General features: G+C 66.2%; 20 protein-coding genes, 2 tRNA genes and 2 pseudogenes. 11 read left to right on the forward strand and 13 right to left on the reverse strand.

What is annotated here, in order from left to right; all coding sequences use genetic code 11:
- Positions 1 to 286 precede the first annotated feature (286 nt).
- The gene (yccS, locus tag J7367_RS09635; RefSeq protein ID WP_057658706.1) at positions 287 to 2500 is read left to right on the forward strand and encodes a YccS family putative transporter; all 2214 of its coding nucleotides are present in this window, start codon (positions 287 to 289) and stop codon (positions 2498 to 2500) included.
- A gap of 130 nt (positions 2501 to 2630) precedes the next feature.
- On the opposite strand, the gene J7367_RS09640 is transcribed toward yccS, so the two are convergent.
- The gene (locus tag J7367_RS09640; protein WP_057658709.1) at positions 2631 to 3821 is read right to left on the reverse strand and encodes an MFS transporter; all 1191 of its coding nucleotides are present in this window, start codon (positions 3819 to 3821) and stop codon (positions 2631 to 2633) included.
- A 97-nt stretch (positions 3822 to 3918) separates the two neighbouring features.
- Here J7367_RS09640 and J7367_RS09645 point away from each other — a divergent pair, with 97 nt between their 5' ends.
- The 4 genes from J7367_RS09645 to J7367_RS09660 all read left to right on the forward strand — a co-directional run bounded on the left by J7367_RS09645 (position 3919) and on the right by J7367_RS09660 (position 8022).
- A complete protein-coding gene (locus tag J7367_RS09645; protein ID WP_042676153.1) occupies positions 3919 to 4821 on the forward strand; it encodes a LysR family transcriptional regulator in 903 nt (300 codons plus the stop codon).
- 61 nt (positions 4822 to 4882) lie between these two features.
- Positions 4883 to 6805 (forward strand): MFS transporter, encoded by a 1923-nt coding sequence (locus J7367_RS09650; RefSeq protein ID WP_057658711.1) that lies wholly within the window; start codon positions 4883 to 4885, stop codon positions 6803 to 6805.
- Between the two features lie 462 nt (positions 6806 to 7267).
- Positions 7268 to 7612, forward strand: coding sequence for a CD225/dispanin family protein (locus J7367_RS09655; RefSeq protein ID WP_005920117.1), 345 nt, complete (start codon positions 7268 to 7270; stop codon positions 7610 to 7612).
- Complete coding sequence (locus J7367_RS09660; protein WP_022558107.1) at positions 7612 to 8022, forward strand: DUF2752 domain-containing protein; 411 nt, start codon at positions 7612 to 7614, stop codon at positions 8020 to 8022. Before J7367_RS09655 ends, J7367_RS09660 begins: the two co-directional genes overlap by 1 nt.
- 79 nt (positions 8023 to 8101) lie before the next feature.
- On the opposite strand, the gene J7367_RS09665 is transcribed toward J7367_RS09660, so the two are convergent.
- From J7367_RS09665 to J7367_RS09690, 6 genes and pseudogenes are all read right to left on the reverse strand, one after another.
- On the reverse strand, positions 8102 to 8992 hold the full coding sequence (locus tag J7367_RS09665) for a cobalamin biosynthesis protein (RefSeq protein ID WP_057658712.1): 891 nt from the start codon (positions 8990 to 8992) through the stop codon (positions 8102 to 8104).
- Between the two features lie 73 nt (positions 8993 to 9065).
- A complete protein-coding gene (gene nudC, locus J7367_RS09670; protein WP_057658717.1) occupies positions 9066 to 9956 on the reverse strand; it encodes an NAD(+) diphosphatase in 891 nt (296 codons plus the stop codon).
- 307 nt (positions 9957 to 10263) lie between these two features.
- Positions 10264 to 11497: pseudogene (locus J7367_RS09675) on the reverse strand (lipase family protein).
- 929 nt (positions 11498 to 12426) lie between these two features.
- Positions 12427 to 12813, reverse strand: coding sequence for an iron-sulfur cluster insertion protein ErpA (gene erpA / locus J7367_RS09680; protein WP_002808218.1), 387 nt, complete (start codon positions 12811 to 12813; stop codon positions 12427 to 12429).
- An 83-nt stretch (positions 12814 to 12896) separates the two neighbouring features.
- Positions 12897 to 13346: a polymer-forming cytoskeletal protein gene (locus J7367_RS09685; protein ID WP_005914186.1), complete on the reverse strand. Its 450-nt coding sequence runs from the start codon at positions 13344 to 13346 to the stop codon at positions 12897 to 12899.
- Between the two features lie 3 nt (positions 13347 to 13349).
- A pseudogene (locus J7367_RS09690) lies at positions 13350 to 14095 on the reverse strand (DUF6776 family protein).
- A gap of 140 nt (positions 14096 to 14235) precedes the next feature.
- Between J7367_RS09690 and J7367_RS09695 the strand changes: the two are divergent.
- Genes J7367_RS09695 through J7367_RS09705 form a run of 3 tightly spaced genes read left to right on the forward strand, consistent with a single transcriptional unit; the run spans position 14236 to position 19187 of the window.
- Entirely contained in the window at positions 14236 to 14862 is a 627-nt protein-coding gene (locus tag J7367_RS09695) for a DUF4126 domain-containing protein (RefSeq protein ID WP_057658719.1), read from the forward strand.
- 38 nt (positions 14863 to 14900) lie between these two features.
- On the forward strand, positions 14901 to 16877 hold the full coding sequence (locus J7367_RS09700; protein WP_057658721.1) for an EAL domain-containing response regulator: 1977 nt from the start codon (positions 14901 to 14903) through the stop codon (positions 16875 to 16877).
- 39 nt (positions 16878 to 16916) lie between these two features.
- Entirely contained in the window at positions 16917 to 19187 is a 2271-nt protein-coding gene (locus tag J7367_RS09705; protein ID WP_057658723.1) for an ATP-binding protein, read from the forward strand.
- 324 nt (positions 19188 to 19511) lie between these two features.
- Here the strand turns inward: J7367_RS09705 and bfr are convergent, their stop codons facing one another.
- The 3 genes from bfr to J7367_RS09720 form a co-directional block, all read right to left on the reverse strand.
- Entirely contained in the window at positions 19512 to 19982 is a 471-nt protein-coding gene (gene bfr / locus J7367_RS09710) for a bacterioferritin (RefSeq protein WP_003483093.1), read from the reverse strand.
- A gap of 324 nt (positions 19983 to 20306) precedes the next feature.
- On the reverse strand, positions 20307 to 20516 hold the full coding sequence (locus tag J7367_RS09715; RefSeq protein ID WP_029818492.1) for a (2Fe-2S)-binding protein: 210 nt from the start codon (positions 20514 to 20516) through the stop codon (positions 20307 to 20309).
- 80 nt (positions 20517 to 20596) lie between these two features.
- A complete protein-coding gene (locus tag J7367_RS09720) occupies positions 20597 to 21214 on the reverse strand; it encodes an RNA pyrophosphohydrolase (protein ID WP_057658725.1) in 618 nt (205 codons plus the stop codon).
- Between the two features lie 118 nt (positions 21215 to 21332).
- Between J7367_RS09720 and J7367_RS09725 the strand changes: the two genes are divergently transcribed.
- Together J7367_RS09725 and J7367_RS09730 are read left to right on the forward strand one after the other, a co-directional pair.
- A tRNA-Met gene (locus J7367_RS09725) sits at positions 21333 to 21409 on the forward strand.
- Positions 21410 to 21460: 51 nt separating this feature from the next.
- Positions 21461 to 21535, forward strand: a tRNA-Gln gene (locus J7367_RS09730).
- A 222-nt stretch (positions 21536 to 21757) separates the two neighbouring features.
- On the opposite strand, the gene rpsI is transcribed toward J7367_RS09730, so the two are convergent.
- Both rpsI and rplM read right to left on the reverse strand, forming a co-directional pair.
- Positions 21758 to 22150, reverse strand: a complete 393-nt coding sequence (rpsI, locus tag J7367_RS09735) for a 30S ribosomal protein S9 (RefSeq protein ID WP_003483085.1) — start codon at positions 22148 to 22150, stop codon at positions 21758 to 21760.
- Between the two features lie 2 nt (positions 22151 to 22152).
- Complete coding sequence (gene rplM, locus J7367_RS09740; RefSeq protein ID WP_003483082.1) at positions 22153 to 22581, reverse strand: 50S ribosomal protein L13; 429 nt, start codon at positions 22579 to 22581, stop codon at positions 22153 to 22155.
- A 182-nt stretch (positions 22582 to 22763) separates the two neighbouring features.
- Between rplM and coq7 the strand changes: the two genes are divergently transcribed.
- On the forward strand, positions 22764 to 23417 hold the full coding sequence (gene coq7 / locus J7367_RS09745) for a 2-polyprenyl-3-methyl-6-methoxy-1,4-benzoquinone monooxygenase (protein ID WP_022558100.1): 654 nt from the start codon (positions 22764 to 22766) through the stop codon (positions 23415 to 23417).
- Positions 23418 to 23639: 222 nt separating this feature from the next.
- Here coq7 and J7367_RS09750 read toward each other — a convergent pair whose 3' ends face one another.
- On the reverse strand, positions 23640 to 23954 hold the full coding sequence (locus J7367_RS09750) for a multidrug efflux SMR transporter (protein WP_057658727.1): 315 nt from the start codon (positions 23952 to 23954) through the stop codon (positions 23640 to 23642).
- Positions 23955 to 24092: the final 138 nt, after the last annotated feature.

Consider the following 24092-nt stretch of genomic DNA (forward strand, 5'->3'; position numbering starts at 1 on the left):
CCCCCGCCGGCGGGGGAAGGTGCCCGAAGGGCGGATGGGGGCAAGTTCGGACATCCACTGGTATCGGCCGAACAGAGCAACAGCTCGCGGTAGTCGCCGACAAGCCGCTGTTCAAGCGCGCAGGCGCGGGCTGCGGGCTGCGGGCTGCGGGCTGCGGGCTGCGGCGCAATCGTGCACTCCGCTCAGTCCGCACACATGCCGGCTACTGACAAAGAACTAGCCGCCGTCCACCCCGGTGGCGCGTGGCTGCGGCAATAATGCCCGGGCTCCCTGCCTTGTAGAGACTGTGGCCACTCCCTCCTTCGAGACCCGCCTCAGCCGTTTGTGGGCCCATGAAAAGGCCAGCTATGGCCTGCGTGTGTTCATCGCGCTGGCGGTGGCGATGGGCGTGTGCTGGCACTGGCAACAGCTCACTGCGGTGCCGGCGCTGTTTCTGGGCGCCATTGCCAGCGCCATTGCCGAAACCGACGACAACTGGCTGGGTCGCATCAAATCGGTGCTGCTCTCGCTGTTGTGTTTCGCCGCCGCAGCCGCCGCAGTGGTGGTGCTGTTTCCGTACCCGCTGCCGTTCGTGCTGGGCATGGCGTTGGTCACCTTCTCGCTGACCCTGCTCGGTGCGCTGGGCGAGCGCTATGCCTCCATCGCGCAGGCCACGGTGGCCTTGTCGATCTACGCCATGATCGGCATGGACCAGCATGGCAGCCGCGATCCGCTGATCGCCTGGCACGGCGCGGCGCTGCTGCTGATCGGCGCCACCTGGTACGGCGTGCTGTCGATCCTGTGGACCATCCTGTTCGCCAATCGCCCGGTGCGCGAGCGGCTGTCGCGGCTGTTTTTCGAATTGGGCCGCTACCTCAAGCTCAAGGCCGATCTGTTCGAACCGGTACGCCAGAGCGACCTGCATGCACGCCGGCTGGCCTTGGCCGAACAGAACGCCAAGGTGGTCGGCGCGCTCAATGCGGCCAAGACCGCCATCATGAGCCGCTTCGGCCGTTCGGGGCGGCCGGGCGTGCAATCGGGCCTGTATTTCCGCCTGTATTACATGGCGCAGGACTTCCATGAGCGCGCCAGCTCCTCGCACTATCCCTACGAGGCGCTCACCGAGGCGTTCTTCCACAGCGACGTGCTGTATCGCTGCCAGCGCCTGCTCGCCCTGCAAGGCAAGGCGTGCGCGGCGTTGGGCGAGGCGATTCGCCTGCGCCATCCGTTCGATTATGGCGACAGCAGCCGCCTGGCCACCGAAGACCTGCGCCAATCGCTGGATTATCTGCACGCGCGCGCCGACCCCGCACTGGCCCGCCTGCTCGGCGCGCTGGAACTGCTGGTGACCAACCTGCAAAGCATCGAACGCAGGTTGTCCGAAGCGGCGCAATCCGATTCCACCAGCGACAACCTCGACACCCGGCTGCGCGATTCCTCGCCGCACACCTTGCGCGAAATGGGCGCGCGGCTGGTGCAGCAACTCACGCCCGGCTCGGTGCTGTTCCGCCATGGTCTGCGCATGGCCATCGCGCTGCTGGTGGGCTACGCCATCATGCAATCCATCCATGCCGACAACGGGTACTGGATCCTGCTCACCACTGCATTCGTGTGCCGGCCCAATTACGGCGCCACGCGCTTGCGGCTGGTGCAGCGCATTGCCGGCACCTTGATCGGCCTGGTCGCCACCTGGGCGCTGATGCAGCTGTTCCCCGGCACCGAGGTGCAACTGCTGCTGGCGCTGGCCGCCGCGCTGGTGTTCTTCATCACCCGCACCGATCGCTACATGCTGGCCACCGCCGGCATCACGGTGATGGCGCTGTTCTGCTTCAACCTGCTGGGCGATGGCTTCGTGCTGATCTGGCCGCGCCTGATCGACACCCTGATCGGTTGCGCCATTGCTGCGGCCGCCTCGTTCCTGATCCTGCCGGACTGGCAGGGCCGCCGGCTGAACCAGGTGATGGCCACGGTGCTGGCCAGCTGCGCGCGTTATCTGGCCCAGGTGCTGGAACAGTACGCCAGCGGCAAGCGCGACGACCTGCCCTACCGCATTGCGCGCCGCGACATGCACAACGCCGATGCCGCGTTGTCGGTGGCGTTATCCAACATGCTGCGCGAACCCGGCCGCTATCGGCGCAATCTGGATGCGGGTTTTCGCTTCCTGGCGCTGTCCAACACCTTGCTCGGCTATCTGTCGGCACTGGGCGCGCACCGCGCCGCGCTGGAGGGCGAACACGATGCCACCATCGCGCAGGCCGGCGAGTATCTGCAGCGCGCACTGAGCGAGATCGCCAGCGCCCTTGGCCAGCGCCAACCGCTGCCGGCGCACGACGAAAGCGAAGAACTGGCCACCGCCGAAGCGCTGGAACACCATCCGGTGCAACTACCGCCCAAGCAACGCCTGGTGCGCGACCAGCTGGCATTGACGCTGCGCCTGCTGCCCAAGTTGCGCGCTGCAGCACTGGCGGTGACCACGGCGCCGGCAGAGAACGCGCCGCGTCTGGCGACGACCAAGGCCTAGAGCCTGTTATCGACAGGCCCGGGCGCCGCGCCGCCCATGCAGCCTCCATGCGGTAGGCGATGTCGAACACGGCGATGCCGCGCAATCGCCACTTCCATGCGCTCGCTGCGTCTCGCCCCACCGCCCGCGCTCACTTCCACTGCTTGCGCGCCACGCTCAGCCCCACCCAGCCCAGCGCCGCCGCAGCAAGCACCGCGCCACCGATCACCACACCCCTCCAGCCGGCCTGCGCATATGCCGCCGTGCCCAGGGTCGAGCCCACTGCACCGCCGATGAAATAGCAGGTGATGTAGGCCGAGGTGATGCGATTGCGCGCCGCCGGGTTGCGCTGATAGATCACGCTCTGGTTGGCGATATGCACGCCCTGCACCGCGATATCCAGCAGCAGCACGCCGACGATCAGCGGCACGATCGACTGCGGCGCAAACGCCAGCAACCCCCACGATAGCAGCAACATCGCCAACCCGCCCCAGCTCACGCGGTCGCCATGGCCGTGATCGGACCAATGCCCGGAGCGATTGGCGGCCAGTGCGCCGGCCGCACCGATCAGGCCGAACAAGCCGATCACCGCCGTGCCGTAGCCATAACTGGGCCCGGACAACAGAAACGCCAGCGTGGTCCAGAACATGCTGAAGCCGGCAAAGATCAGCCCGCCCAGCACCGCGCGCGAACGCAGCACCGCATCGTCGCGCAGCAGCGTCAGCACCGAGCCCACCAACTGCGGGTACGCCAGTTGCGCATTGCCGGGATGGCGCGGCAGCCCGCGCCACAACAGCCCGGCGGTGAGCAGCAACGCGACCGAGGCGATCCAGTACACCGTATGCCAGCCGCCGACACCGGCGAGCACGCCGGCCGCGGTGCGCGCCAGCAAGATCCCCAGCAGCAACCCGCTCATCACCGTGCCGATCACCCGGCCACGCTCGTGGGGCGCAGCCAGCGTGGCGGCGAACGGCACCAGGATCTGCGCCGCCACCGAGCTGGCGCCGGTCACGATGGTGCCGGCCAGCAACATCGCAAAACTGTGCGAACTGGCGCTCACCAGCAGCCCAAGCGCGCTCAGTACGAACAGGCCCACGATCAGGCCGCGCCGCTCCAGCCGGTCGCCCAGTGGCACCAGCAACAGCAACCCCGCCGCGTAGGCCAATTGCGCCGCGGTGACCACCGCACCGGCACTGCGCACCTGGATGCCGAATGCCTGCGCCAGCGTTTCCAGCAGCGGCTGGGCGTAGTAATTGCTCGCCACCGCCAACCCGGTGGCGGCGGCCATCAGCAGCACCAAGCGACGGGGCAAGGGCGGGTGGGAGCTGGGCTCGGTCTGCATGGCGGCTGCCTGGTCAAGGAATGCGCACAGTGTGGGCAGCCGTCAGGCATCTTTCCAATGTATTGTTTTCACTATCGTCATCTTGTTTCGAGATTGCATGCTGACCTTGCGCCAACTGGAATTTGCCGTGGCCGTGGCCGAAGAAGGCGGCTTCACCGCCGCTGCGCGCCGCTGCAACACCGTGCAATCGGCGCTCAGCCACCAGGTCGCCAAGATCGAAGAGACCTTCGGTGCACGCCTGTTCGAACGCGGCACCCGCCAGGTGCGGCCCACCGCCGCCGGCGAGGTGTTCCTGCACAACGCCCGCCAGACCCTGCGCGCTGCCGAGCGCCTGCACGAGGAAATGGCGCAGGCGCTGGGCACCGTGCGCGGGCGGCTGGCATTGGGGCAGATTTCCTCGCTCACCACCGTGCAACTGCCGGCCTTGCTGCATCAGTTCCGCAGCGCGCATGCGCGGGTGGACGTGCATCTGCGCACCGCCATGAGCGAGGCGTTGCTGGACGATCTGGGCGAAGGCCGGCTGGATGTCGCCCTGGTCGGCGTCGGCCCGCAGGTCGCGGTGCCGGCGCAGCGCCTGCTGCTGCATGAAGAGGCGCTGGCCTTGATCGTGGCGCCCGGCCATCGCTTTGCCGCGCGCAAGCGGGTGGCGCTGGCCGAGCTGGACGACGAACCGATGGCCGGGCTGGTTCCCGGTGCCGGCGTGCGCGGCATCATCGATGCTGCGTTTGCGCAGGGGGGCCTGCGGCAGCGCCAGCAGTACGAAGTCACCCATGCCGATCTGGTGCGCGAACTGGTCGCTGCCAACCTGGGCGTAGGCATCGTCCCGCAGACCATGGCCGGCGCCATGCGGGGCGTGGTCACGGTGGCCTTGAAGGAGCGCTACCGCTTTCTGACCTATGCGGTGTGGCGGCCCGACCCCAGCCCGGCCGCACGCGCCTTCGTGGCCTTGCTGCGCGCCCAGCTCGCGCAACGCAGGCCACCGGCACGTAGAAGCCGCTGAGCGCAACCGCCACCACACCATGGAAGCCTGCTAGGCTGCGCGCGTTCGCAAAGGAAACTGCATGTCCGGTCACAGTCAGTTCGCCCTGCTCAGGCAGCGCCGCTTCTTGCCGTTCTTCGCCGTCCAGGCGCTGGGCGCGTTCAACGACAACGTCTATCGGCAGGCCATCATCGGCCTGTTGTTCTATCTCGGCATCGATGCCGCCCAGCGCACGCTGTATACGAACCTGGCGCCGGCATTGTTCATCCTGCCGTACTTCCTGTTCTCCGCGCTGGCCGGGCAGATCGCCGAGAAGCTGGAAAAGCAGAAGCTCATCGTGATCACCACCACGATGGAGATTGCGATCATGTCGCTGGCCGCCATCGGCTTCATCACCGAGAACATGGTGATCCTGCTGATTGCGCTGTTCTGCACCGGCCTGCAGTCCACGCTGTTCGGCCCAGTGAAATATTCGATCCTGCCATCGGTGCTGAAGCCGGAAGAACTCACCGGCGGCAATGGCCTGGTCGAAATGGGTACCTCCATTTCGATCCTGTGCGGCATGATCTTCGGCGGGCTGATCTTCCAGATCGCCGGCAGTCATGGGCCGGAGGCTGCCGCCACCGCGGTGATTGCGATTGCGGTGACCGGCAACCTGGTGGCGCGGCTGGTACCGCGCGTGGATGCCGGCGCCCCAGAGCTGAAGATCAACTGGAACCCCATTCCCGAATCGCGCGCCATCATGCGCCTGACCCGACGCACGCTGGCTGTGCGCAACTCGGTGCTGGGCGTGTCGTGGTTCTGGTTCATCGGCACCGTGCTGACCGCGCAGCTGCCCACCTATGCCCAACTCAACCTGGGCGGACAGCAGGATCTGTACGTATTCGCGCTGGCGCTGTTTTCGATCGGCACCGGCGCAGGCTCGCTGCTGTGCGAACGGCTGTCCGGCCGCACCGTGGAAATCGGCCTGGTGCCGCTGGGTGCGTTCGGCATCAGCGCCTTCCTGCTGGACCTGTACTTCGCCCGGCCTGGTGCAGCGCCGGTCACCGGCCTGTCGATCGGCCAGTTCGTGCAGCAGCCCGGCAGCGTGCGGCTGATCATCGATCTGGTCGGCATCGGCCTGTTCACCGGCCTGTTCGTGGTGCCGTTGTTTGCGCTGATCCAGAGCCGCACGCCCAAGGCCGAACTGTCGCGCGTGATCGCCGGGCTCAACATCCAAAACTCGTTATTTATCGTGGCCGCGGCGGTGATCGGTATCGCGCTGCAGTTGCCGCACGTGGTGCTGATCGGGGTACGGATTCCGCTGCCGGGCTTGAGCATTCCGCAGGTGTTCCTGGCACTGGCAATCGCCAACACGCTGGTGGCGCTGTGGATCTTCACCCTGGTGCCCGAATTCCTGATGCGCTTTCTCAGCTGGGTGCTGGTGAGCGTGCTGTACCGCCTGCGCGCGCGCGCTATCGACACGCATGTGCCCGACGAGGGCGCCGCCCTGCTGGTGTGCAACCATGTCAGCTACATGGACGCGCTGATCCTGTCGGCGGTGATTCCGCGCCCGGTGCGCTTTGTCATGTACTACAAGATCTTCCGCATCCCGGTGATGCGCTGGATCTTCCGCACCGCCAAGGCCATCCCGATCGCCGGCGCGCGCGAAGACCCCGCATTGATGCAACAGGCCTTCGACCGCATCGATGCCGCATTGGCCGATGGCGAGCTGGTATGCATCTTCCCCGAGGGCGCATTGACCAAGGATGGCGACATCGCACCCTTCAAGTCCGGCGTGGAGAAGATTCTGCAGCGCCGCAACGTGCCGGTCATTCCGATGGCGCTGCGCGGCATGTGGTCGAGCATGTGGAGCCGGCGCGACACGCGCCTGGGCCGCATGCGGGTGCCGCGGCGGATGCGCGCGCAGATCGAAGTGATGGCAGGGGCGGCAGTCGCCGGCGATCAGGCCAGTGCCGCGCTGCTCGAACAACAGGTGCGCACGCTACGGCAGGATCAGCCCTGAGCCCTGCGGGTGCAGGCTTTGCGTCCATGGCGCGCCGCGAGTAGCCTGTGCGCCATTGCACGCTTTGCCGTCGCAGCCGCCAAGCGGACGCGGCCGGCCGTACCGGGGGACGTCGTTGTGCTCAACATCATCGCGCCTGAGGCGTCTGCCGTGATCGGCGGGTGTCGCGCATTGCAGCGGCTGGCTGTGCCGACAGCGATGGGCATGCCGCTGCGTTCGCTCGCTGCGCAGGCGTGGAGCGCAAGGTCGCTGGCGCGAGCAGATATCCGGCAGCGCGCAGCGCCACTCGCCGCTACCGCTACCGACACGCTGCTCGCCGCTCACGCCCGCGCCAAACCTCGCACGAGGACCATCCGGCCATCGTCAGCGCACACCGGGCGCATCACCGCCGCGCATGGCGCCCGATAATCCACCCCACTCACCCATCAGTTCGCTGTTGTTTACCACCCAAGGAGCTTCACCATGAGTGCCATGCCACCGCCGATCCATCCCTCGTCCAGCGCCGCGCCCGGCCCGGTGCCCAATCACCTGATCTGGGCGATCGTGTCCACCGTGCTGGGCTTTTGCCTGTGCTGCCCGGCCCTGATTTCCGGCATCGTGGCGATCGTGTTTTCCAGCAAGGTCAACGGCCTGCTCAACCAGGGCGACATCGACGGCGCACGTCGTGCCTCCAACACCGCCAAGACCTGGTGCATCGTGACCAGCGTGCTGGCCGCGATCGGCCTGCTGATCAACATCGGCATGGTGGCCACCGGCGGCATGCAGGGCTACATGGACTACATGCAGCAGTTGCAGCACATGCAGTAATGGAACTGCGTCCACGCCATTGGCTTGGACTGGGGGCGGCCACCAGCGTGGCCGCCCTTGGCGTGTCGTTGCTGTATCGCTTCGATCCGAATGCGAGCAACAGCCCGTTCCCGCCCTGCGTGTTCCGTGCCGTGACCGGCTGCTACTGCCCCGGCTGCGGCATGACCCGCGCGCTGTATGCGCTGGTGCACTTCGACCTGCCCGGCGCCTTCGCGATGAATCCGGCAGCGGTGCTCGGCCTGTTCGCGCTGCCCGGCCTGATCGCCTGGAAAGCCGGCTGGCGCGCACGCTGGTTTGCACCCGTCGTTGCGGCGATGTCCGAACCGAAGTTCTGGTTGTGGGCCTTGCCGGCGTATTGGGTTGCAAGAAATCTGCCGTGGTACCCGTTTACCTTGCTGGCGCCGGGTTAGACCGCGAACAATCGCGAGGGGCCGACGTTCCCATAGGGCCGGGCGCTACACATCTTCTCGCCCGACGTCACGCGCGGCGCTACCGCACCCAGCCCGCAATCACCAACAACGCCAGCACCACCAACCACAGCAGCAGCACGCGCCAGACCAGGCTCATCGCATCGCGTACTTCCGGCAGGCGGCGCCAGACCGGCACCAGGCCCGAATCGGTGTAGTCGTGCGCTTCCTCGCGCAGCTCGGCGCTGACGCTGACACGCGCAACGGCGCCGAGAAAATGCGGTTCCAGCGACCAGCGGTTGCCATGCGCTTCGCGCCAGGCGCGAAACACGGTGTCGAAGTTACCCACCAGCGCCATCGACATCGTCATCAACTGCGCCACCGGCCACTCCAGCACCGCCAGCAGCCAGCGCGCGCCAGCCAGATTGCGGGGCGGCAGCAACACGGCCAGCGGGCTTTCCACCGCCAGGGCGGTGAGCCGATACAGCACCGCGCCGAACGGCCCCAGCAGCAGAAACCACCACAGCACCGAAAACCAACGCCGCAACCCATTGACCACCACCGCTTCCACCAGCGACGGCGCGTCTTCGTGCACGCTGCCGCCGGCGGCCTGCAGGTGCGAAATCGCTTCGCGCCGCGTGTGCGGCTCGTCGGCGTCGATGACCGCTTCCACATCGCGATCCAGATCGCGCGGGCCCCAGGTCCAGGCCAGCACCGCCACGCCGAACAGCAAGTCCAGAAAACCGTGCCAGACATCGTCCAGCAGCCACTGCACCAGCAACACCAGCAGCGCCGGTAGCACGGCCAGCAGTACGCCATAGCGCCCTTGCCACGCACCGCGCCCGGCCGCGTAACCATCCAGCCGGCGCAGCCATTGGCCGAACCAGGCGAAATTGCGCAGCCTGGCCACCTGCGCCGGTACCAGATGGCCCAGCGTGAGCGCGACGACGACGGCAACCAGGGTGGTGAACATGGGCAGGCCTCCTCAGCCGAGTCTAGCCGAGCGGACGCGAGCGCCGCTGCAACACCGCAAGAGCCGGCCAGACTCAGCCATGCGCACGATGCCAATGCTCGATCAACGCACGCGCGATGGAAATGCGCGGCGGCAACCCGATATCGCCCTCGCCGGCCAGCGCGGCGCTGACCTGCACATGGCTGACCCAGCGCGCGTCTTCCAGCTCACCGGTGACCTGTGGCACCTCGGTCGCAGCGGCACGCGCGGTGAACCCCAACATCAGCGCCCCCGGAAACGGCCAAGGCTGCGCGCCGAGGTAGCGGCAGTCCTGCACATGCACGCGGGTTTCTTCGTACACCTCGCGCGCTACGGTCTGCTCCAGCGACTCACCCGGTTCGACGAACCCGGCAATCACCGAATAACGTCCTGGCGCCCAACTGGCCTGACGACCGAGCAGCAAACGCGCGCCATCGCTGACCGCAACGATGATGGCCGGGTCCACGCGTGGGTAATGCTCGGTCTGGCATTGCGTGCAGTGCGCGATGAAGCCGGCGCGCCGGAACGCGATCGCACCGCCGCACACGCCGCAAAAGCGCGTGCGCGATTGCCAGTGCAACATCGCCCGTGCATAGGCGAAGGCGGTAGCGCTCTCGGCAGGCCAGTCGGCAGCGGCCTGGCGCAGATCGATCCGCTGCGGCGCCTGCACCGCGACGATGTCGGCCGGCAGGCAGAACCAGCCCACCGCATCGCGCAGACCCAGGAAGATCGCTGCCTCCGGCCCGTCGCCCAGTTCGGCGCCATCCAGCAACAGCGGCTGGCCATCGGCATCGGCCAGCGCCGCGCCCTTGGCGTCGATCAACAGCACACGGCCTTGTGGCCACAGATGCGCCAGGGCGTCGGGATCGTCACGCAGCACATCGCCGCGATCGAGCGGCGCGTGGGTGAAGGCAAAACCGGAAGATGAAAAAAGAGACTCTGACATCGGCGCAAGCCTGCCGATAATCGGCAGCGCCTGCAACCATCGTACGCCCTCTATCGAGCGCGCCTGCGGGGCGTGTTCAGACGCGGACGGCGCTCGCGCTGGCCACTGGCTCGGGATGCGGTTCACGCCAAGTGGCACGCTGCCCCCGTCACTGGACAGCGCGCGGGTGCGGCCCTGTCAGGACACGCACGTGAGCCAGTGGTCATGGCAGTGCATTGCATCGGTTGCAGTGAAGCCATTGCAGGGGCGGGCTTCGAGACGCCCGCCCCTGCAAACCCTTCGGCAGCGTCAAGCAACGACCGCCGCGTCAGCGCTGCTTGTCCAACAGCTGATGCCGCACTGCCACGATGCACGGTTCGTTCGTCAACAGATGGACGAAGGCCGAGTTGTCGCTGGAGTTGCCGGTGCCGATATCCACCACCGCCACCTGGTTGCTGCCACGCCGGTTGAAGCTGGCGATGGCGGTCTGCGCGTTCTTGAGCGGAATGGTGGCATCGTTGGACGAACCACACAGCAATGTCGGGGTGTGCGGCGTCCACGCCAGCAGATCGTTGCGCGCCAGATCCTGGCGGAACGGGTTGGCGGGATTGCTGGCAAAGTCGCGGTAGAAGCCAGGCTGGAAATACGCCTTGAGTTGATCGATGCCTGGCAAGGTGTCGCCGAGAAACAGATCGGTCAGGCTTTGCTTGCCCGGGAACAAGGGCTCCACTTTGGCCGCCCACGGGTCTTGAAACACCTGCCCGGGCTCCAGATAGATATTCTTATACGTGTGCTGCATCGCGACGATGGCATAGCTGCCCAGAATGATGCCAAAGCTGCTTTCGCCCACCGCGTTGCTGCCGCTCCAGCTGTCCAAAAACGTCTGCTGCAGCGCGTAAGGCCCGGAGATCGGCGCGCTGGCCACCAGCTGGAATTCCTTGGACAGATGCGCTTCTATCTCACGCTGGGTGGCCATCGCCGTGTGGCCGCCCTGCGAATAACCCGACAGCATCACCTTGCCGGACAGCGGCGTGTTCAAGCGCTGCAACACGCTGCGCGCCGCGCGCATCGCATCGATGGTCGCACTTGCCTCGGTCGCGCTGTGCAAATACGGGTGATAACCGTAGTTGGACTTACCAAGGCCCAGATAATCGCTGCTGACCACGACATACCCCTGGCTGGCCAGGCGCGTGACCAGTGGGTCGTTGCCCTTGGCATCGCGGATGTCCTTGGCCTGCTCCTCGGCGCGAACCGTTCCGGTCGGACGCCCCCAGCCGAGCAACGGATACGGCCCGGCACACCGCTTGCCATCCGGAATCAGCAGCACGCCAGATGCGGTTGCATAGGTGAATTCGGCAACACGGACATTGCATTTGGGCTGCTCGGCCTGCGGCTCGGAGGCCAGCATCGCACCAATCGCATCACGGGTGTAGCTGGTCAGGAAATTGCTGGTGAGCAAGGTGCCGCGCGGGCGCGGCCTGCGCGCTGGGTGCAAGCACTGCGCTGGCGATGCCCAACATGGCCGCCAGGCCAAACGCCGAACGGGAGTTGATCTGCAACATGAAGTGATGCTCTCTTGGGGAAGGACGGAAGACGCGCAGCAATCACCCAACGCCGGTGCGATCGAGGTGCGGAAGGAGAGGGAGTGGTCACTGCGCAACGGCTTGGAATGGGCACAAGGCATGGCAGGCGTGTCAGCACCGTGTCGCACATGACCGCGGTGGATCAGCGTGAACGAGCGGCAATGCCTGGAGAAAACGCGCATATCGTGGCGTCAGCGGTAAGCACGCACGCAGTATGGCCATCTGGATCCATGCACCATCGCGCACGCACGAAGCTGGCGCGCGCGCCGCGAAACCTGCGGCGCAGAAAGCGTCGTAGCGCGTTACGCGCGCGTGCAGGTCGCCCGCCTTGCGGGCGCAACCCACGCAATCAGATGCGTGCCTGGCTATCGACAGCAACGCGCTGTATTCCTGTGGTCGTGCTGAAGATCGTTGCAACGTCGCGCGTGGCACAGGCACTTTCAACGCGGCGCGTGGATCGCTGTTTACATGTCACGAGGTGGCGCGCAGCGCTGTCATCGTACTGAAGGATTGCCGCAGAATCGCTCAGCGTGGACGCACTCACACGCCTGCCTGATCAGTCGCCGCCATGCGCGCACTGCGCGGTTCGCGTTGGCAGCCTCATCGTGATGGCGGTCGGCAATCGCCCGACGAACTGCAGCGGCGAAGCAAGCGATGCGCCTTCCTCATCACAGCGCGCACCGCAAGGTAAGCGAGGCATGCAGACCAGTCCCGTCACCTGCAATGCGCCCACCTCATCGCCAGCTGGTCAACATCGAGCGAGACCAGCATGCCACTCTGCCGCGACCGATCCCACGTTCGACAGTCACCTTATTCATCAATGCAGATGCACTGCAGAAGCACGCGCTCTGCGCCGCAATCCGCGCTTACCCAGATGCGTCACACAATCCGCATCTACCCAGATGCAATCAGACGCTGAAGCTGCTCCCGCAACCGCAGGTGGTTTTCGCGTTGGGATTGCGGATCACGAACTGCGCGCCGGTCAGGCTCTCGGTGTAATCCACCTCGGCGCCCATCAGGTATTGCAGGCTCAGCGGATCCACCAGCAGCGTGACGCCATCGGTGGCCACGGCCAGGTCGTCCTCGGCACGGTTCTCGTCGAACTCGAAGCCGTACTGGAAACCGGAACACCCTCCGCCCTGGATGTACACGCGCAATGCCAGGTCGGCATTACCTTCTTCCTGGATCAGCTCGCGCACCTTGGCGGCAGCGGCCACGGAAAAGTTCAGTGGCCGGTCGATGGACTGGTAGTCCGGCGCCGGGGCGGCAGTAGGAAGCGAAACGAGCGTACTCATGGCGCCAGCATGGGGGCCGGAGCGCGCCACTTCAAGCCATGCCGCCGCATCGGCTGCTGCGGCATTCACCGCGCATGCCGCGCTCAGGCGTCGGCGGTTTCGGCCTGCAACGCCGTGACCGGTTCGGCACGGCTGGGTTCCGGGGCCGGCAGCGCCGCGGTTGCGCCGGCCGTGGTGGCATGGATCAGCCGCCCGGTAAGCTGCGCGCCCGCGCTCATTTCCACCACCTGGTAGTGCACGTTGCCCTGCACGCGCGCATTGGCGGCCAGTTCGACCCGCTCGGCCGCATGCACATCGCCGGTCAGCTGGCCGTTGATGATCACCACCGGCGCACGCACTTCGCCTTCGATGCTGCCCTGCTCGGCCACCGTCAGGGTGGCGCTGGCGCCGTCTTCGGCAATCACCTTGCCCAGGATGCGGCCTTCCACATACAGCCCGCCGCTGAACGTCAGGTCGCCGCGGATGACCACCTGCGGCCCGATCAAGGTATCGACCACGGTCTGCGCACCACGGTTGGACTTGTTTCCGAACATGAGCTACTCCCCCGCGCCACTGCCGGCGACTTTCCAATCGAATGTCTGACTGACCGGCGCCCCGGCGCCCCATCGCCGCTCAGGGAGATTTTGACACGTTGCGGGGTGAAATCCTTCGGCAGGATCACGCTACCGTCCAGCTGCTGGAAATACCGGAACGAGTACGGTTGCCCGGCGGCATCGGGCTTCTGGTGCAATTCGTTCCAGCTCACCGTCACCAGCTTGCCGGCGCGCACGCCTTCCACCGCAAAGCGCAGCTGGCCCTGACTGATGGCCCCGCGGTTGAGGTTCTGGGTCAGCACCACGCTGTAGTTCCACGTGCCGCCGGCTTCGGCGGTGAACTGCACCGAGTGCGCGTTGAGCCCCTTGCGCTGTGCGGTGGAGCCCACCAACCGCTCGTAGAAGGCCACGTCGGCGCGCAGCGCGGCGATCTGCTCGTCGCGCTCGGCCAGCGAGGCCTGCACTTCGGTATTGGCCGCGCGGCTGATCTTGTCGGACATCGCCAGATTGACCTGGCGCTGCTGCAACTGCTCGATCTGCCGACGTTGCTGGACCTGGCTGCGTTGCGCCTGCTGCAGCGCTGCCTCGGCCTTCACCAGCCGCGGGGCGGCCGTGCGGGTGGCCATCCACCACGCCCCGCCCAGCGAAGCCAGCCATACGATGGCAACCAGCAGCCACAACCAGCGGCCACCGGAACGGCCACCGCCGGAGGCACGTTGGACGATCTGCACGCGTGCGGCTGGTCTCATGGGCATCGGGTCCGGACGGGCCGGCGCAATCATGGGCGGCGTAGTGTGCCAGAGCCCAGACAATCGTCGCGCTGGCGCTGGACCGGCGGTTATCCCAAAGTTCTGCGATAGTTCTGCAATTGTTTGCAGGGAACCACGCCATGAGCGAAGCGCATCTGTTCGTGATCGGCATCCTGCTGGCCTGGCTGGCCGGCATCCGGGTCTATCTCACCGTGTTCGGCGTCGGCCTGGCCGGCCTGCTGGGCTGGATCGACTTGCCGTCGGCGCTGCATCCGGCGCAGTCGTGGTGGGTCCTGGGCACCTCCGGCGCGCTGGCAGTGGCCGAATTCTTCGCCGACAAGATTCCGGGCGTGGATTCGGGCTGGGACCTGCTGCAGACGCTGGCCCGCGTGCCAGCCGGCGCCTTCCTCGCAGCGGCGACGCTCTCGCCCGATGGCGACCTGGGCGCAGGCGCCCTGGCGGCCGGTGCCGGCGTGGCGCTGACCAGCCACACGCTCAAGGCCGGCACCCGCGCACTGCTCAACACCTCGCCCGAACCGGCCAGCAACTGGATCGCCTCGCTGGCCGAAGACACCATCGCCACCACCGCCTTGGCACTGGCACTGGCGCACCCCTGGCTGGCACTGGGTCTTGCGGTGGGCTCCAGCCTGATGGCGGGGCTGGTGGTGTGGTGGGTCTGGCGATTGCTGTGGCGGGGCATGCGTCGGCTGGTTGCGCCGATGCGCCCTGCCGCCACGCCAACTGCACGCAGCTCCCCGCTACCGTGAAGTTCATCGCATAATCACAGCGACTGTAGGGAGTATCGATGGCCGCCCGAGATCCGGTTTCTTCCACCACACGTGACGACACCGCCACGCGTAATCGCCCACTTCGCGCCGAGACCCCACCGGCCGACCACTGGCGTCGCTGGGCCGATGAGGTTGCGTCGCCGGCCGACGCCGCTGTGCCGGTGAGCGCGGCGATCATTCCTGCGCCTGCCGCTGCAGCGGCGGCCAGCCCGGCCGTGGCCGTGGTGGTGCCGCGCGCGGTGGCGGCCAGCGGCAGCGCACGTGTTGCCGCAGCATCGGCGCCCACGGTGTCACCCACATCGGCAGCGCCCACCGCGCCGCACGATGGCGAGGACAATGTCGCCGCCGATGCGCCGTACCGCGTCCTCATCGTCGAAGACGACCGCTCGCAGGCCTTGTTTGCGCAGAGCGTGCTGCACGGCGCCGGGATGCATGCGCAGGTCGAGATGACCGCCGCCAGCGTGCCGCAGGCGATCCAGGACTATCACCCGGATCTGATCCTGATGGATCTGCACATGCCCGAGCTGGACGGCATCCGCCTGACCACGCTGATCCGCCAGCAGCCCGGTCAGCAGTTGCTGCCGATCGTGTTCCTGACCGGCGACCCCGACCCGGAGCGCCAGTTCGAAGTGCTCGACAGCGGCGCCGACGACTTCCTCACCAAGCCGATCCGCCCGCGCCATCTGATCGCTGCGGTGTCCAACCGCATCCGCCGCGCACGCCAACAGGCACTGCAGCAAGCCGGCGAACAGGTCAGCGTGCGCAGCAATCCGGAAACCGGCCTGCCCACCCGCGGCCACGTGATGGACCTGCTCGCCGACGCGCTGGAGCGCAAGCAGTCCGGCGGCCTGTTCTTCATCGAGATCGCCAGCGCGCTCGGCCTGCGCGAGCGTTACGGCTATGCCGCCTACGAGCGCCTGATGACCCAGGCCGGGCACCGCCTGGCCAGCGCCGCCCAGCCCTACCCGCTGGCGCGCTTGAACGACAACAGCTTCCTGCTGCTGGCCGTCGACATGCCCGAAGCCAGCCTGGAACAGCAGGCGCTGGAGATCCGCCATCGGCTGTCAGCCAACGCCTTTCCGGTGCGCGAAGAAGAATCCGTGCATGTGCGCTGCGCCATCGGCGTCGCACCGCTGGGCCTGGGCTTCGACGACACCGGCAGCGCGCTGGAAGCGGTCGAACGCACCGCGCTGCAGGCACGCCTGCGCAGCGACGGCGTGCAGACCTATCTGGCGCCCAGCCAGGCCGAACAGCAGGAACAACTGCGGCTGGTCGAAGGCCAACTGGAACTGGCCTATCAGCCGATCGTGGCGGTGGCCGGCGGCGACACCGCGCAGTACCAGGTGCTGCTGCGGCTGCGCCAGGCCGATGGCATCTTGCTCTCGGCAGGCCAGGTCATTCCTGCCGCAGAAGCCGCCGGGCGCATCGCCGATCTGGACCAGCAGGTCATGGACCACGCGCTGGGCCTGCTGCACCTGTACCAGCACGCCAGCCCGCCGCTGCGCCTGTTCGTCTCGCAATCGCCGCGCACGCTGGCCCGCGATGCCTTCGCCGACTGGCTGCTCAAGGCACTAGTCGAACGTGGCGTGGCCGGCCAGTCGCTGATCGTGGATCTGCGCCTGGACGATGCACTGATCCATGCCGTCACCGTGCAGCAGTTCTGCGCCAAGTTGATGCCGGCCGGCGTGCAGTTTTGCCTTAGCCAGTTCGAACCCGGCGACGAAGCCAACGCACTGCTGGGCCAGTTGCCGCTGAGCTTCGTACGCATGGCCAACCGCTTCGCCGATGCGCACGGCAACGCGGCGGTGCGCGACGAACTGCGCGGCGTGATCGACATCGCCCACCAGCGCGGCCTGCTGATCATCGGCCAACGCATCGAAGATCCGCAGGCAGCGGCTGCGATGTGGATGAGCGGTGTGGATTTCATCCAGGGCAACCTGGTGCAGACCGTCGGCAAGGAACTGGACTTCGACTTCACAAGCGCGGTGCTCTGAGTGAGAGAGCGGGCAGCAGGTCTTCGCGCCTGGAGCACCTTGGCAGTCCTGGCCGCGCTGGCAGCCGCACTCGGCGCAGGCCTGCAGTGGTCTTCGCTACAGGGCCCGTGGCGCGCCGTCAGCGCGGTGTCGGCAGTGCTGGCGGTGGTCTGCGGACTGTGTGCCGCGTTTGCCGCTCACCGTGCCGCCCATGCGCAGCACGCGTTGGCGCAGCGCCTTGAGGAAGCCGACCTGGCCCGCGAACGCTTGCAGCAGGAACTGCGGCGCCACGGCGAACTCGAACAGGAACTGCTGCGCGCCAAGCAGGCCGCCGAGGCCGCGACCCTGGCCAAGGGCGAATTCCTGGCCACCATGAGCCACGAGATCCGCACCCCGCTCAACGGCATCATTCCGATGCTGGAGCTGATCTCCAGCGGCCAGCTCAGCCTTGATCAGCGCGACATGCTGCAGACCGCCACCGGCAGCTCGCTGCAACTGCTGCGCATCGTCGACGACATCCTCGATTACTCCAAGCTCGAGGCCAACAAGCTCGAACTGGAAATCACCACCTTCAATCTGCGCGAACTGCTCGACGGCGTCATGCAGTTGCTGCAGCGCACCGCCGAAGGCCGCCAGCTGCGCCTGAGCCTGGATATCGAACCGTCGGTACGGCTGCTGGTGCGCGGCGATCCGATCCGCCTGCGCCAGGTGCTGGGCAATCTGATCGGCAACGCCATCAAGTTCACCGAACGCGGCAGCGTCGACATCCAGCTGCGCCGCCTGGGCGAAACGCGCGCCCAGCATCTGCTGCGTTTCCAGGTACGCGATACCGGGATCGGCATCGCCCCGGACCAGCAGGCACGCCTGTTCCGCTCCTTCGCACAAGCCGACGCCTCCACCACGCGGCTGTACGGCGGCACCGGCTTGGGGCTGGCGATCTGCAAACGCATCATCGACCTGATGGGCGGCCGCATCGGGGTGGAATCCGAACCCGGGCGCGGCTCCACGTTCTGGTTCGAAATCCCGCTGCTCAAGGTCATCGGCGACCTCCAGCAGGCCACCGGCGCCGACGCCGCACGCGTGATGGTGATCAGCTCCGATGCGCGCCTGTCGCAACGCCTCAAGCGCCTGCTCGACAGCTGGGGCGTGTCCCACGTGCTCATGGAAACCACCCAGGAAGCGCTCGAACGCGTGCGCCGGCACAGCGACAGCCAAGGCTTCCGCTGCGTCATCGCCGACCACGACACGCTGCGCTACAGCGCACGCGCAGTGCACCGCGCACTTGCGCGCCCGGAAAATGCCAACAGCGCGCGGCTGATCTGGCTGTACGGCGAAGAACCGGTACCGGGCGAACTGCAGGATCACGCCACCCTGGTGCCACGCCTGAGCCCGGACGAAACCCTGCGCGCCCTGGTGCTGCCGCCCGAACCCAAGCCCGCCCACGCCACCACGCTGGCCTCGGCGATGATCCCCGAGCCGTTGCCGCCGCCGATGGCCAATGCCCGCGAGGTGCGCATCCTGCTGGTCGAAGACAACCCGGTGAACCTGCTGGTCGCGCAGAAGCTGCTGGCGGTGCTTGGCTTCGAGGCCGACACCGCCACCGACGGGGAAGCCGCACTGGCCCGCATGGAATCCACCCGCTACGACATGGTCTTCATGGATTGCCAGATGCCGGTGCTGGATGGCTATGCCGCCACTCGCCGCTGGCGCGCCATGGAAACCGAAAGCGGCGGCCGCCCGGTGCCGATCGTGGCCATGACCGCCAACGCCATGGCCGGCGACCGCGAACGCTGCCTGGCCGCCGGCATGGACGACTATCTGTCCAAGCCGGTCGCACGCGAACAGCTGGACGCCTGCCTGCAACGCTGGCTACCGCGTCAGGCGCTGCTGCCCGGCCCAAGCAACGCCGGCCAGGCGCCCCACGATCCCGAAAGCGCCAGCGCCGCTGCGCAGGCACGCGCCCTGCCGATCCTGGACAACAGCGTGATCGACGAGCTGTACGACGTGGCCGGCGCGGATACCATCACCATTCTGCAGCTGTTCCTGGAAGACGCACCGCTGATCATCGAACAACTGGAAGCGGCCGCCGCCAACCGCGACAGCATGCAGCTGCGCGACCTCGCCCACACCCTCAAGTCCTCCAGCGCCAACGTCGGTGCGCAGGCGGTGTCCAACGCGGCACGGCGGATCGAACTGGCCGCCCGCACCGGCACCATCGAACGCCCCTCGGTCATGGTCGCCCTGGTCATCGCCGAATACGCCCGCGCCCGCCTCGCCCTGCTGGGCCAGGTCGCCCGCCTGCAAGCCGACGCCAGCACGACAAATCAGTAATCACATCAGTGCTGTCGAAGCAGCGGCAGACGCCTGGTGACCGTCACCTGCATCCGTTATCGCGAGGCTCAAATCGCTCTGATGCTCAACGCCTTCGCACACGAAAGGACGCTCAAGCCTCCCTGCTCCCGGAAGGACACCAGAGCCCCTCTCCTGCCGGAGAGGGATTGGGGTGAGGGTATGGCGAAGCCACGCACTCTCACCCGGCAACAGAATCTGTAGAAGCAGGTCATCAGCAAACAATCGCCGAAAACACCGACCAGCAGAAGTGCCGCGCACCCGTAAATTCAGCGCCAAATAAAGACAACCCCGACCAGACGCGCGTTAGTCGTCCAGCTTGGTCAGCAGGTAATTCGGCTCGCCGATGCGCGCCACCAGGTCCAGCTGGGTTTCCAGCCAGTCGATGTGCTCTTCTTCGGACTCCAGGATGTCCACCAGCAACTGGCGGCTCACGTAGTCCTTGACGGTCTCCGCATACGCCACCGCCTCGCGCAGCACGACAACCGCCTCGCGCTCCAGGGTCAGATCGCAGCGGAACATCTCGGTCGGGTTCTCGCCGATGCGCAGCTTGCCCAAGGCCTGGAAATTGGGCAGCCCTTCGAGAAACAGAATGCGGTCGGACAGCTTGTCCGCATGCTTCATCTCGTCGATGGATTCCTTGTACTCATGCTCGGCCAGTTCTTTCAGGCCCCAGTTCTTCAGCATCTTGGCGTGCAGGAAGTACTGGTTGATCGCAGTGAGTTCGTTGTAGAGCACCTTGTTGAGGTACTCGATGACCTTGGTATCGCCCTTCATGCGATGTCTCCGAGAGAGTGAGCCGGCCGCACTCTAGCGCGTTGGCGCGGCGCATGAAGGAACGCGAATCGTGATCAGTTGCGGGACACGCCGTGCGCCGCAGGAGCTGCCAGGCGCTGGCAGCTGCAATGGCGGATCAGGCTGGTAACCGGCTGACGTCCTGTGCCGGTCATTACCGAGCAACCACTTCGCTGCAGGTAGCCCCAGCGGCGCAGGGATGCCACGGGCATTCGCGGCGCGGGACGGCAGATACCTCTGGCATCAGGTACCGCGTGGAAATCTCCAAGGCCATCGTCGGAACCCTCGGCCCCTAAACGTGCTGCCTCAGGCAGCGCTCGCGAGCCCCAGGAGCGGCAACGGCAATGCGCGGGTGGCATGTGCCTGGCTCAACAGGTCGCCCGCCATCTCCAGGCACGAGCCGCAATTGGACCCACATCCGGTGCGCATGGTCAGTTCGGCAAGGCTGGCGCAGCCATTCTCGGCCGCTTCGCGGATCTGGTGGTCGGTGACCCCATTACAGATGCAGACGTACACAGTATCGGTCGGGTGTTGGCGATCCGGAAAGGACCGGCACTGATTGCACCGCAAACGAGAATAGGTGTCAATTCCATCCGTTAATCATTATTAATCCGCATCGCACGAGCCCCGTTGCGCTTGCGTGGCCGCTTGCGTGGGCTGTCGTGCCCTGCCGCGCTGCTGCCCGGCAACCACGCCTCCAGCGCATGCTCGGGCATCGCACCGACTGCCGCCGGACCGGCCAGGCTCTGCGCAAGCGGCGCCAGATGACGCAGCGCGCGGGCATAGACGCCGCGCTTGAACATCACCACGTGCTCGACCGGATACCAGAAGTCCACCCAGCGCCAGTGGTCGAACTCCGGGGTGTCGGTATGGTCGAGCTTGAGATGGGATTCGTCGCCGGTGAACTGCAGCAGGAACCAGACCTGCTTCTGCCCGATACACACCTGCCGCTCATTGCGGCGCACCGCCCGGCTGGGAAGCCGATAGCGTAGCCATCCAGGCGTGGCGCCGAGCAATTCCACATGCTCAGGCAACAACCCGGTTTCTTCGCGCAACTCGCGGTACATGGCTTCAACGGGCGTCTCATCGGTGTTCATGCCACCTTGCGGGAACTGCCAGCCGTCCCTGCGCACACGTCGCGCCCAGAACACCTGACCGTCCTGCCGCATCAGCACAATGCCGACGTTTGGCCGGAAACCGTCCGGATCGATCACGATGCGGACTCCTGAAAATCTACTGCCACCGACTCTGCCACGGCGACGCCCGGCTCACAAGCTGAAAACGAAATGCTTGACAACAGCACGGCGCATCGTGAGAATTGCCGGCTCCCTAGGCTATGTAGCTCAGCCGGTTAGAGCACAGCACTCATAATGCTGGGGTCGGTGGTTCGAGTCCACCCATAGCCACCAAGGTATTCACGCCCTCACGGGCATGCAATAATCTTGGACCAACACGTTTATTGCCCCGTCGCCAAGCGGTAAGGCACCTGACTCTGACTCAGGCATTCGGTGGTTCGAATCCATCCGGGGCAGCCAAACACAAAAGGTCCGATCGAAAGATCGGGCCTTTTTTGTTGCCCGGCGTCCGGCGGCGACGTCGCGCACCTGCGTTCAGGCTGATTGCGTTCAGTCTCCAAGACGATTTTCGCTACGCGCTCGCAGGGCCACACACCGGAATTCCAAAACGACAAAAGCCCGGCATGGCCGGGCTTTTGAAGCAGGCATCCCGGCGAACCAGGACGCGCCAAACGCGATGGATCAGCGCTTGGAGAACTGGGTGGCGCGACGGGCCTTGTGCAGACCGACCTTCTTACGCTCGACTTCGCGAGCGTCGCGGGTCATGAAGCCAGCCTTGCGCAGCTCGGACTTCAGGGTTTCGTCGTACTCGACCAACGCACGGGCGATGCCCAGACGGATCGCACCGGCCTGGCCGGTGGTGCCGCCGCCGGAGGCGGTGACCATGATGTCGAAGCTTTCGGTGTTCTTGGTCAGTTCCAGCGGCTGGCGCACGATCATGCGCGCAGTCTCACGACCAAAGAATTCGTCCAGCGGACGGTCGTTGACGGTGATGTTGCCGGTGCCCTTGCGCAGGAACACGCGAGCGGTGGAGGACTTGCGGCGGCCAGTGCCGTAGTTTTGCGTGATAGCCATGATTAGATATCCAGAACTTGCGGCTGCTGGGCGGCGTGCGGATGCTCGGCACCCGAATAGACCTTGAGCTTGCGGTACATGGTGCGGCCCAGTGGGCCCTTCGGCAGCATGCCCTTGACGGCGATTTCGATCACGCGCTCCGGGTGGCGCTGCAGCGCCTGCTCCAGGCTCTCGGTCTTCAGGTTACCGATGTAGCCGGTGAAGCGGTGATACTTCTTGTCCTTCAGCTTGTTGCCCGTGACGACGATCTTCTCGGCGTTGATCACCACGAGGTAATCGCCAGTATCGACGTGAGGGGTGTAAACCGGCTTGTGCTTGCCGCGCAGGCGGCGGGCCAGTTCGGTGGACAGACGGCCGAGCGTCTTGCCGGCGGCGTCAACGAGATACCAGTCGCGCTGAACGGTCTCGGACTTGGCGGTGAACGTAGTCATGAGAAAACTCTTGAGTGGTCGGGCGGATTGCAGCGGCCGATGACCACTGGAACTTTGCCACGCGTTGTGAAGGCGAAACAGAAGAGGCGGGATTGTACGGGACGCTCGGCGGCGACGCAAGTTGCAGCGACACCTGCGCCATGGCGGTTGGCAGCACGGCGGAGCGGGGCCAGAATCGCCGTATGACCCAGATCTCCCCCACCCGCCTGCACAGCCCGCTCGACCGGCTGCTGGTCGAAGCCCAGCGCGCGCTGGACACCGTCTTCGGTAATCCGCCGGCCGAACGCCCCAATCCCGCCGCCGACACACCCGACGTCGTCCTGGACCCGGAGCAGCGTCGCCATGCCGCCGGCCTGATGCGCATCAACCATGTTGGCGAGGTGTGCGCGCAAGGCCTGTATTTCGGCCAGGCCGCGGTCGCCCGCGACGCGCACACCCAGCACCACCTGCTGGAAGCTGCCCAGGAAGAGACAGACCACCTGGCCTGGTGCGCCGACCGCCTGCACGAGCTGGACAGCCGCCCCAGCCTGTTCAACCCCGTGTGGTACGCCGGCAGCTACGCGCTCGGCGCGCTGGCCGGGCTGCGCGGCGACGACTGGAGCCTGGGATTCGTGGTCGAGACCGAACGTCAGGTCGAAGCCCACCTGGATGAGCACCTGGAAACCCTGCCCCAGAGCGACCAACGCAGCCGCGCCATCCTGCGTGTGATGAAGATCGACGAGGCCCGCCACGCCGATCAGGCCGAGCAGGCCGGCGCCCGCCCGCTCCCGGCTCCGATCCCCAGCGCAATGGCCCTGGCCTCCAAGCTGATGAAGACGGTTGCCTACCGCCTCTAGCCGGGAATCGGAAATCGGAAATCGGAAATCGGGGACCGGCGACCGGCGACCGGCGACCAAAATCTAGCCTGCACCCGAGTACACCCGACACAGCGATCAACTGCTTCCCCGGTACGCCACTGAAGCGCCCCCCCCTTTGTTGAGGGGGCGTGCCAAAGGCGTGGCGATAGGCAGACTCCGAGTCGGAGTCCGGGGTTTGCGCCGCAAACGCTGGGGGACTGACTACCCGACCAGCTTCAGCCCGATCACGCCAGCCACGATCAGACCGATGCACGCCAAGCGCGACCAAGAGGCGCTATCGCCGAAGAGCGCGATACCGGCAATGGTCACGCCCAGGGCGCCGATGCCGGTCCAGATCGCATAGCCGGTGCCAACCGGAATGGTCTTCAGCGCCTGCGTCAGAAACCACAGGCTGGTGCCAGCAAGGCCGATGGTCAGCACGGTCGGCCACAGGCGAGTGAAGCCGTCGCTGTATTTCAGTCCCATGGCAAAGCCGATCTCGAACAGGCCGGCCAGCAACAGATGGATCCAGGGCATTGCAGTACTCCTCACAGAAAAAAACAGACAAAAAAAAAGCGGCCCAGTGTTTGCACACTGGGCCGCCGTCGGCTGTGGAACGCGAGGTCGTCGCGTGGCGGGCCGTCCCGCCTTGTGGCGTTTGCGCACTTGCAAGCA

The organism is Xanthomonas sp. D-36-1 (genome assembly GCF_017746155.1).
GTDB classification, from domain to species: Bacteria; Pseudomonadota; Gammaproteobacteria; order Xanthomonadales; family Xanthomonadaceae; genus Xanthomonas; species Xanthomonas cissicola.

What these genes read in the sequence shown, in the direction of transcription:
- J7367_RS09640 (WP_057658709.1), bottom strand. Translation starts at nt 3,821, where the DNA reads ATGCAGACCGAGCCCAGCTCCCACCCGCCCTTGCCCCGTCGCTTGGTG.
- J7367_RS09645 (WP_042676153.1), top strand. Translation starts at nt 3,919, where the DNA reads ATGCTGACCTTGCGCCAACTGGAATTTGCCGTGGCCGTGGCCGAAGAA.
- J7367_RS09650 (WP_057658711.1), top strand. Translation starts at nt 4,883, where the DNA reads ATGTCCGGTCACAGTCAGTTCGCCCTGCTCAGGCAGCGCCGCTTCTTG.
- J7367_RS09655 (WP_005920117.1), top strand. Translation starts at nt 7,268, where the DNA reads ATGAGTGCCATGCCACCGCCGATCCATCCCTCGTCCAGCGCCGCGCCC.
- J7367_RS09660 (WP_022558107.1), top strand. Translation starts at nt 7,612, where the DNA reads ATGGAACTGCGTCCACGCCATTGGCTTGGACTGGGGGCGGCCACCAGC.
- J7367_RS09665 (WP_057658712.1), bottom strand. Translation starts at nt 8,992, where the DNA reads ATGTTCACCACCCTGGTTGCCGTCGTCGTCGCGCTCACGCTGGGCCAT.
- nudC (WP_057658717.1), bottom strand. Translation starts at nt 9,956, where the DNA reads ATGTCAGAGTCTCTTTTTTCATCTTCCGGTTTTGCCTTCACCCACGCG.
- erpA (WP_002808218.1), bottom strand. Translation starts at nt 12,813, where the DNA reads ATGAGTACGCTCGTTTCGCTTCCTACTGCCGCCCCGGCGCCGGACTAC.
- J7367_RS09685 (WP_005914186.1), bottom strand. Translation starts at nt 13,346, where the DNA reads ATGTTCGGAAACAAGTCCAACCGTGGTGCGCAGACCGTGGTCGATACC.
- J7367_RS09695 (WP_057658719.1), top strand. Translation starts at nt 14,236, where the DNA reads ATGAGCGAAGCGCATCTGTTCGTGATCGGCATCCTGCTGGCCTGGCTG.
- J7367_RS09700 (WP_057658721.1), top strand. Translation starts at nt 14,901, where the DNA reads ATGGCCGCCCGAGATCCGGTTTCTTCCACCACACGTGACGACACCGCC.
- bfr (WP_003483093.1), bottom strand. Translation starts at nt 19,982, where the DNA reads ATGAAGGGCGATACCAAGGTCATCGAGTACCTCAACAAGGTGCTCTAC.
- rpsI (WP_003483085.1), bottom strand. Translation starts at nt 22,150, where the DNA reads ATGGCTATCACGCAAAACTACGGCACTGGCCGCCGCAAGTCCTCCACC.
- rplM (WP_003483082.1), bottom strand. Translation starts at nt 22,581, where the DNA reads ATGACTACGTTCACCGCCAAGTCCGAGACCGTTCAGCGCGACTGGTAT.
- coq7 (WP_022558100.1), top strand. Translation starts at nt 22,764, where the DNA reads ATGACCCAGATCTCCCCCACCCGCCTGCACAGCCCGCTCGACCGGCTG.
- J7367_RS09750 (WP_057658727.1), bottom strand. Translation starts at nt 23,954, where the DNA reads ATGCCCTGGATCCATCTGTTGCTGGCCGGCCTGTTCGAGATCGGCTTT.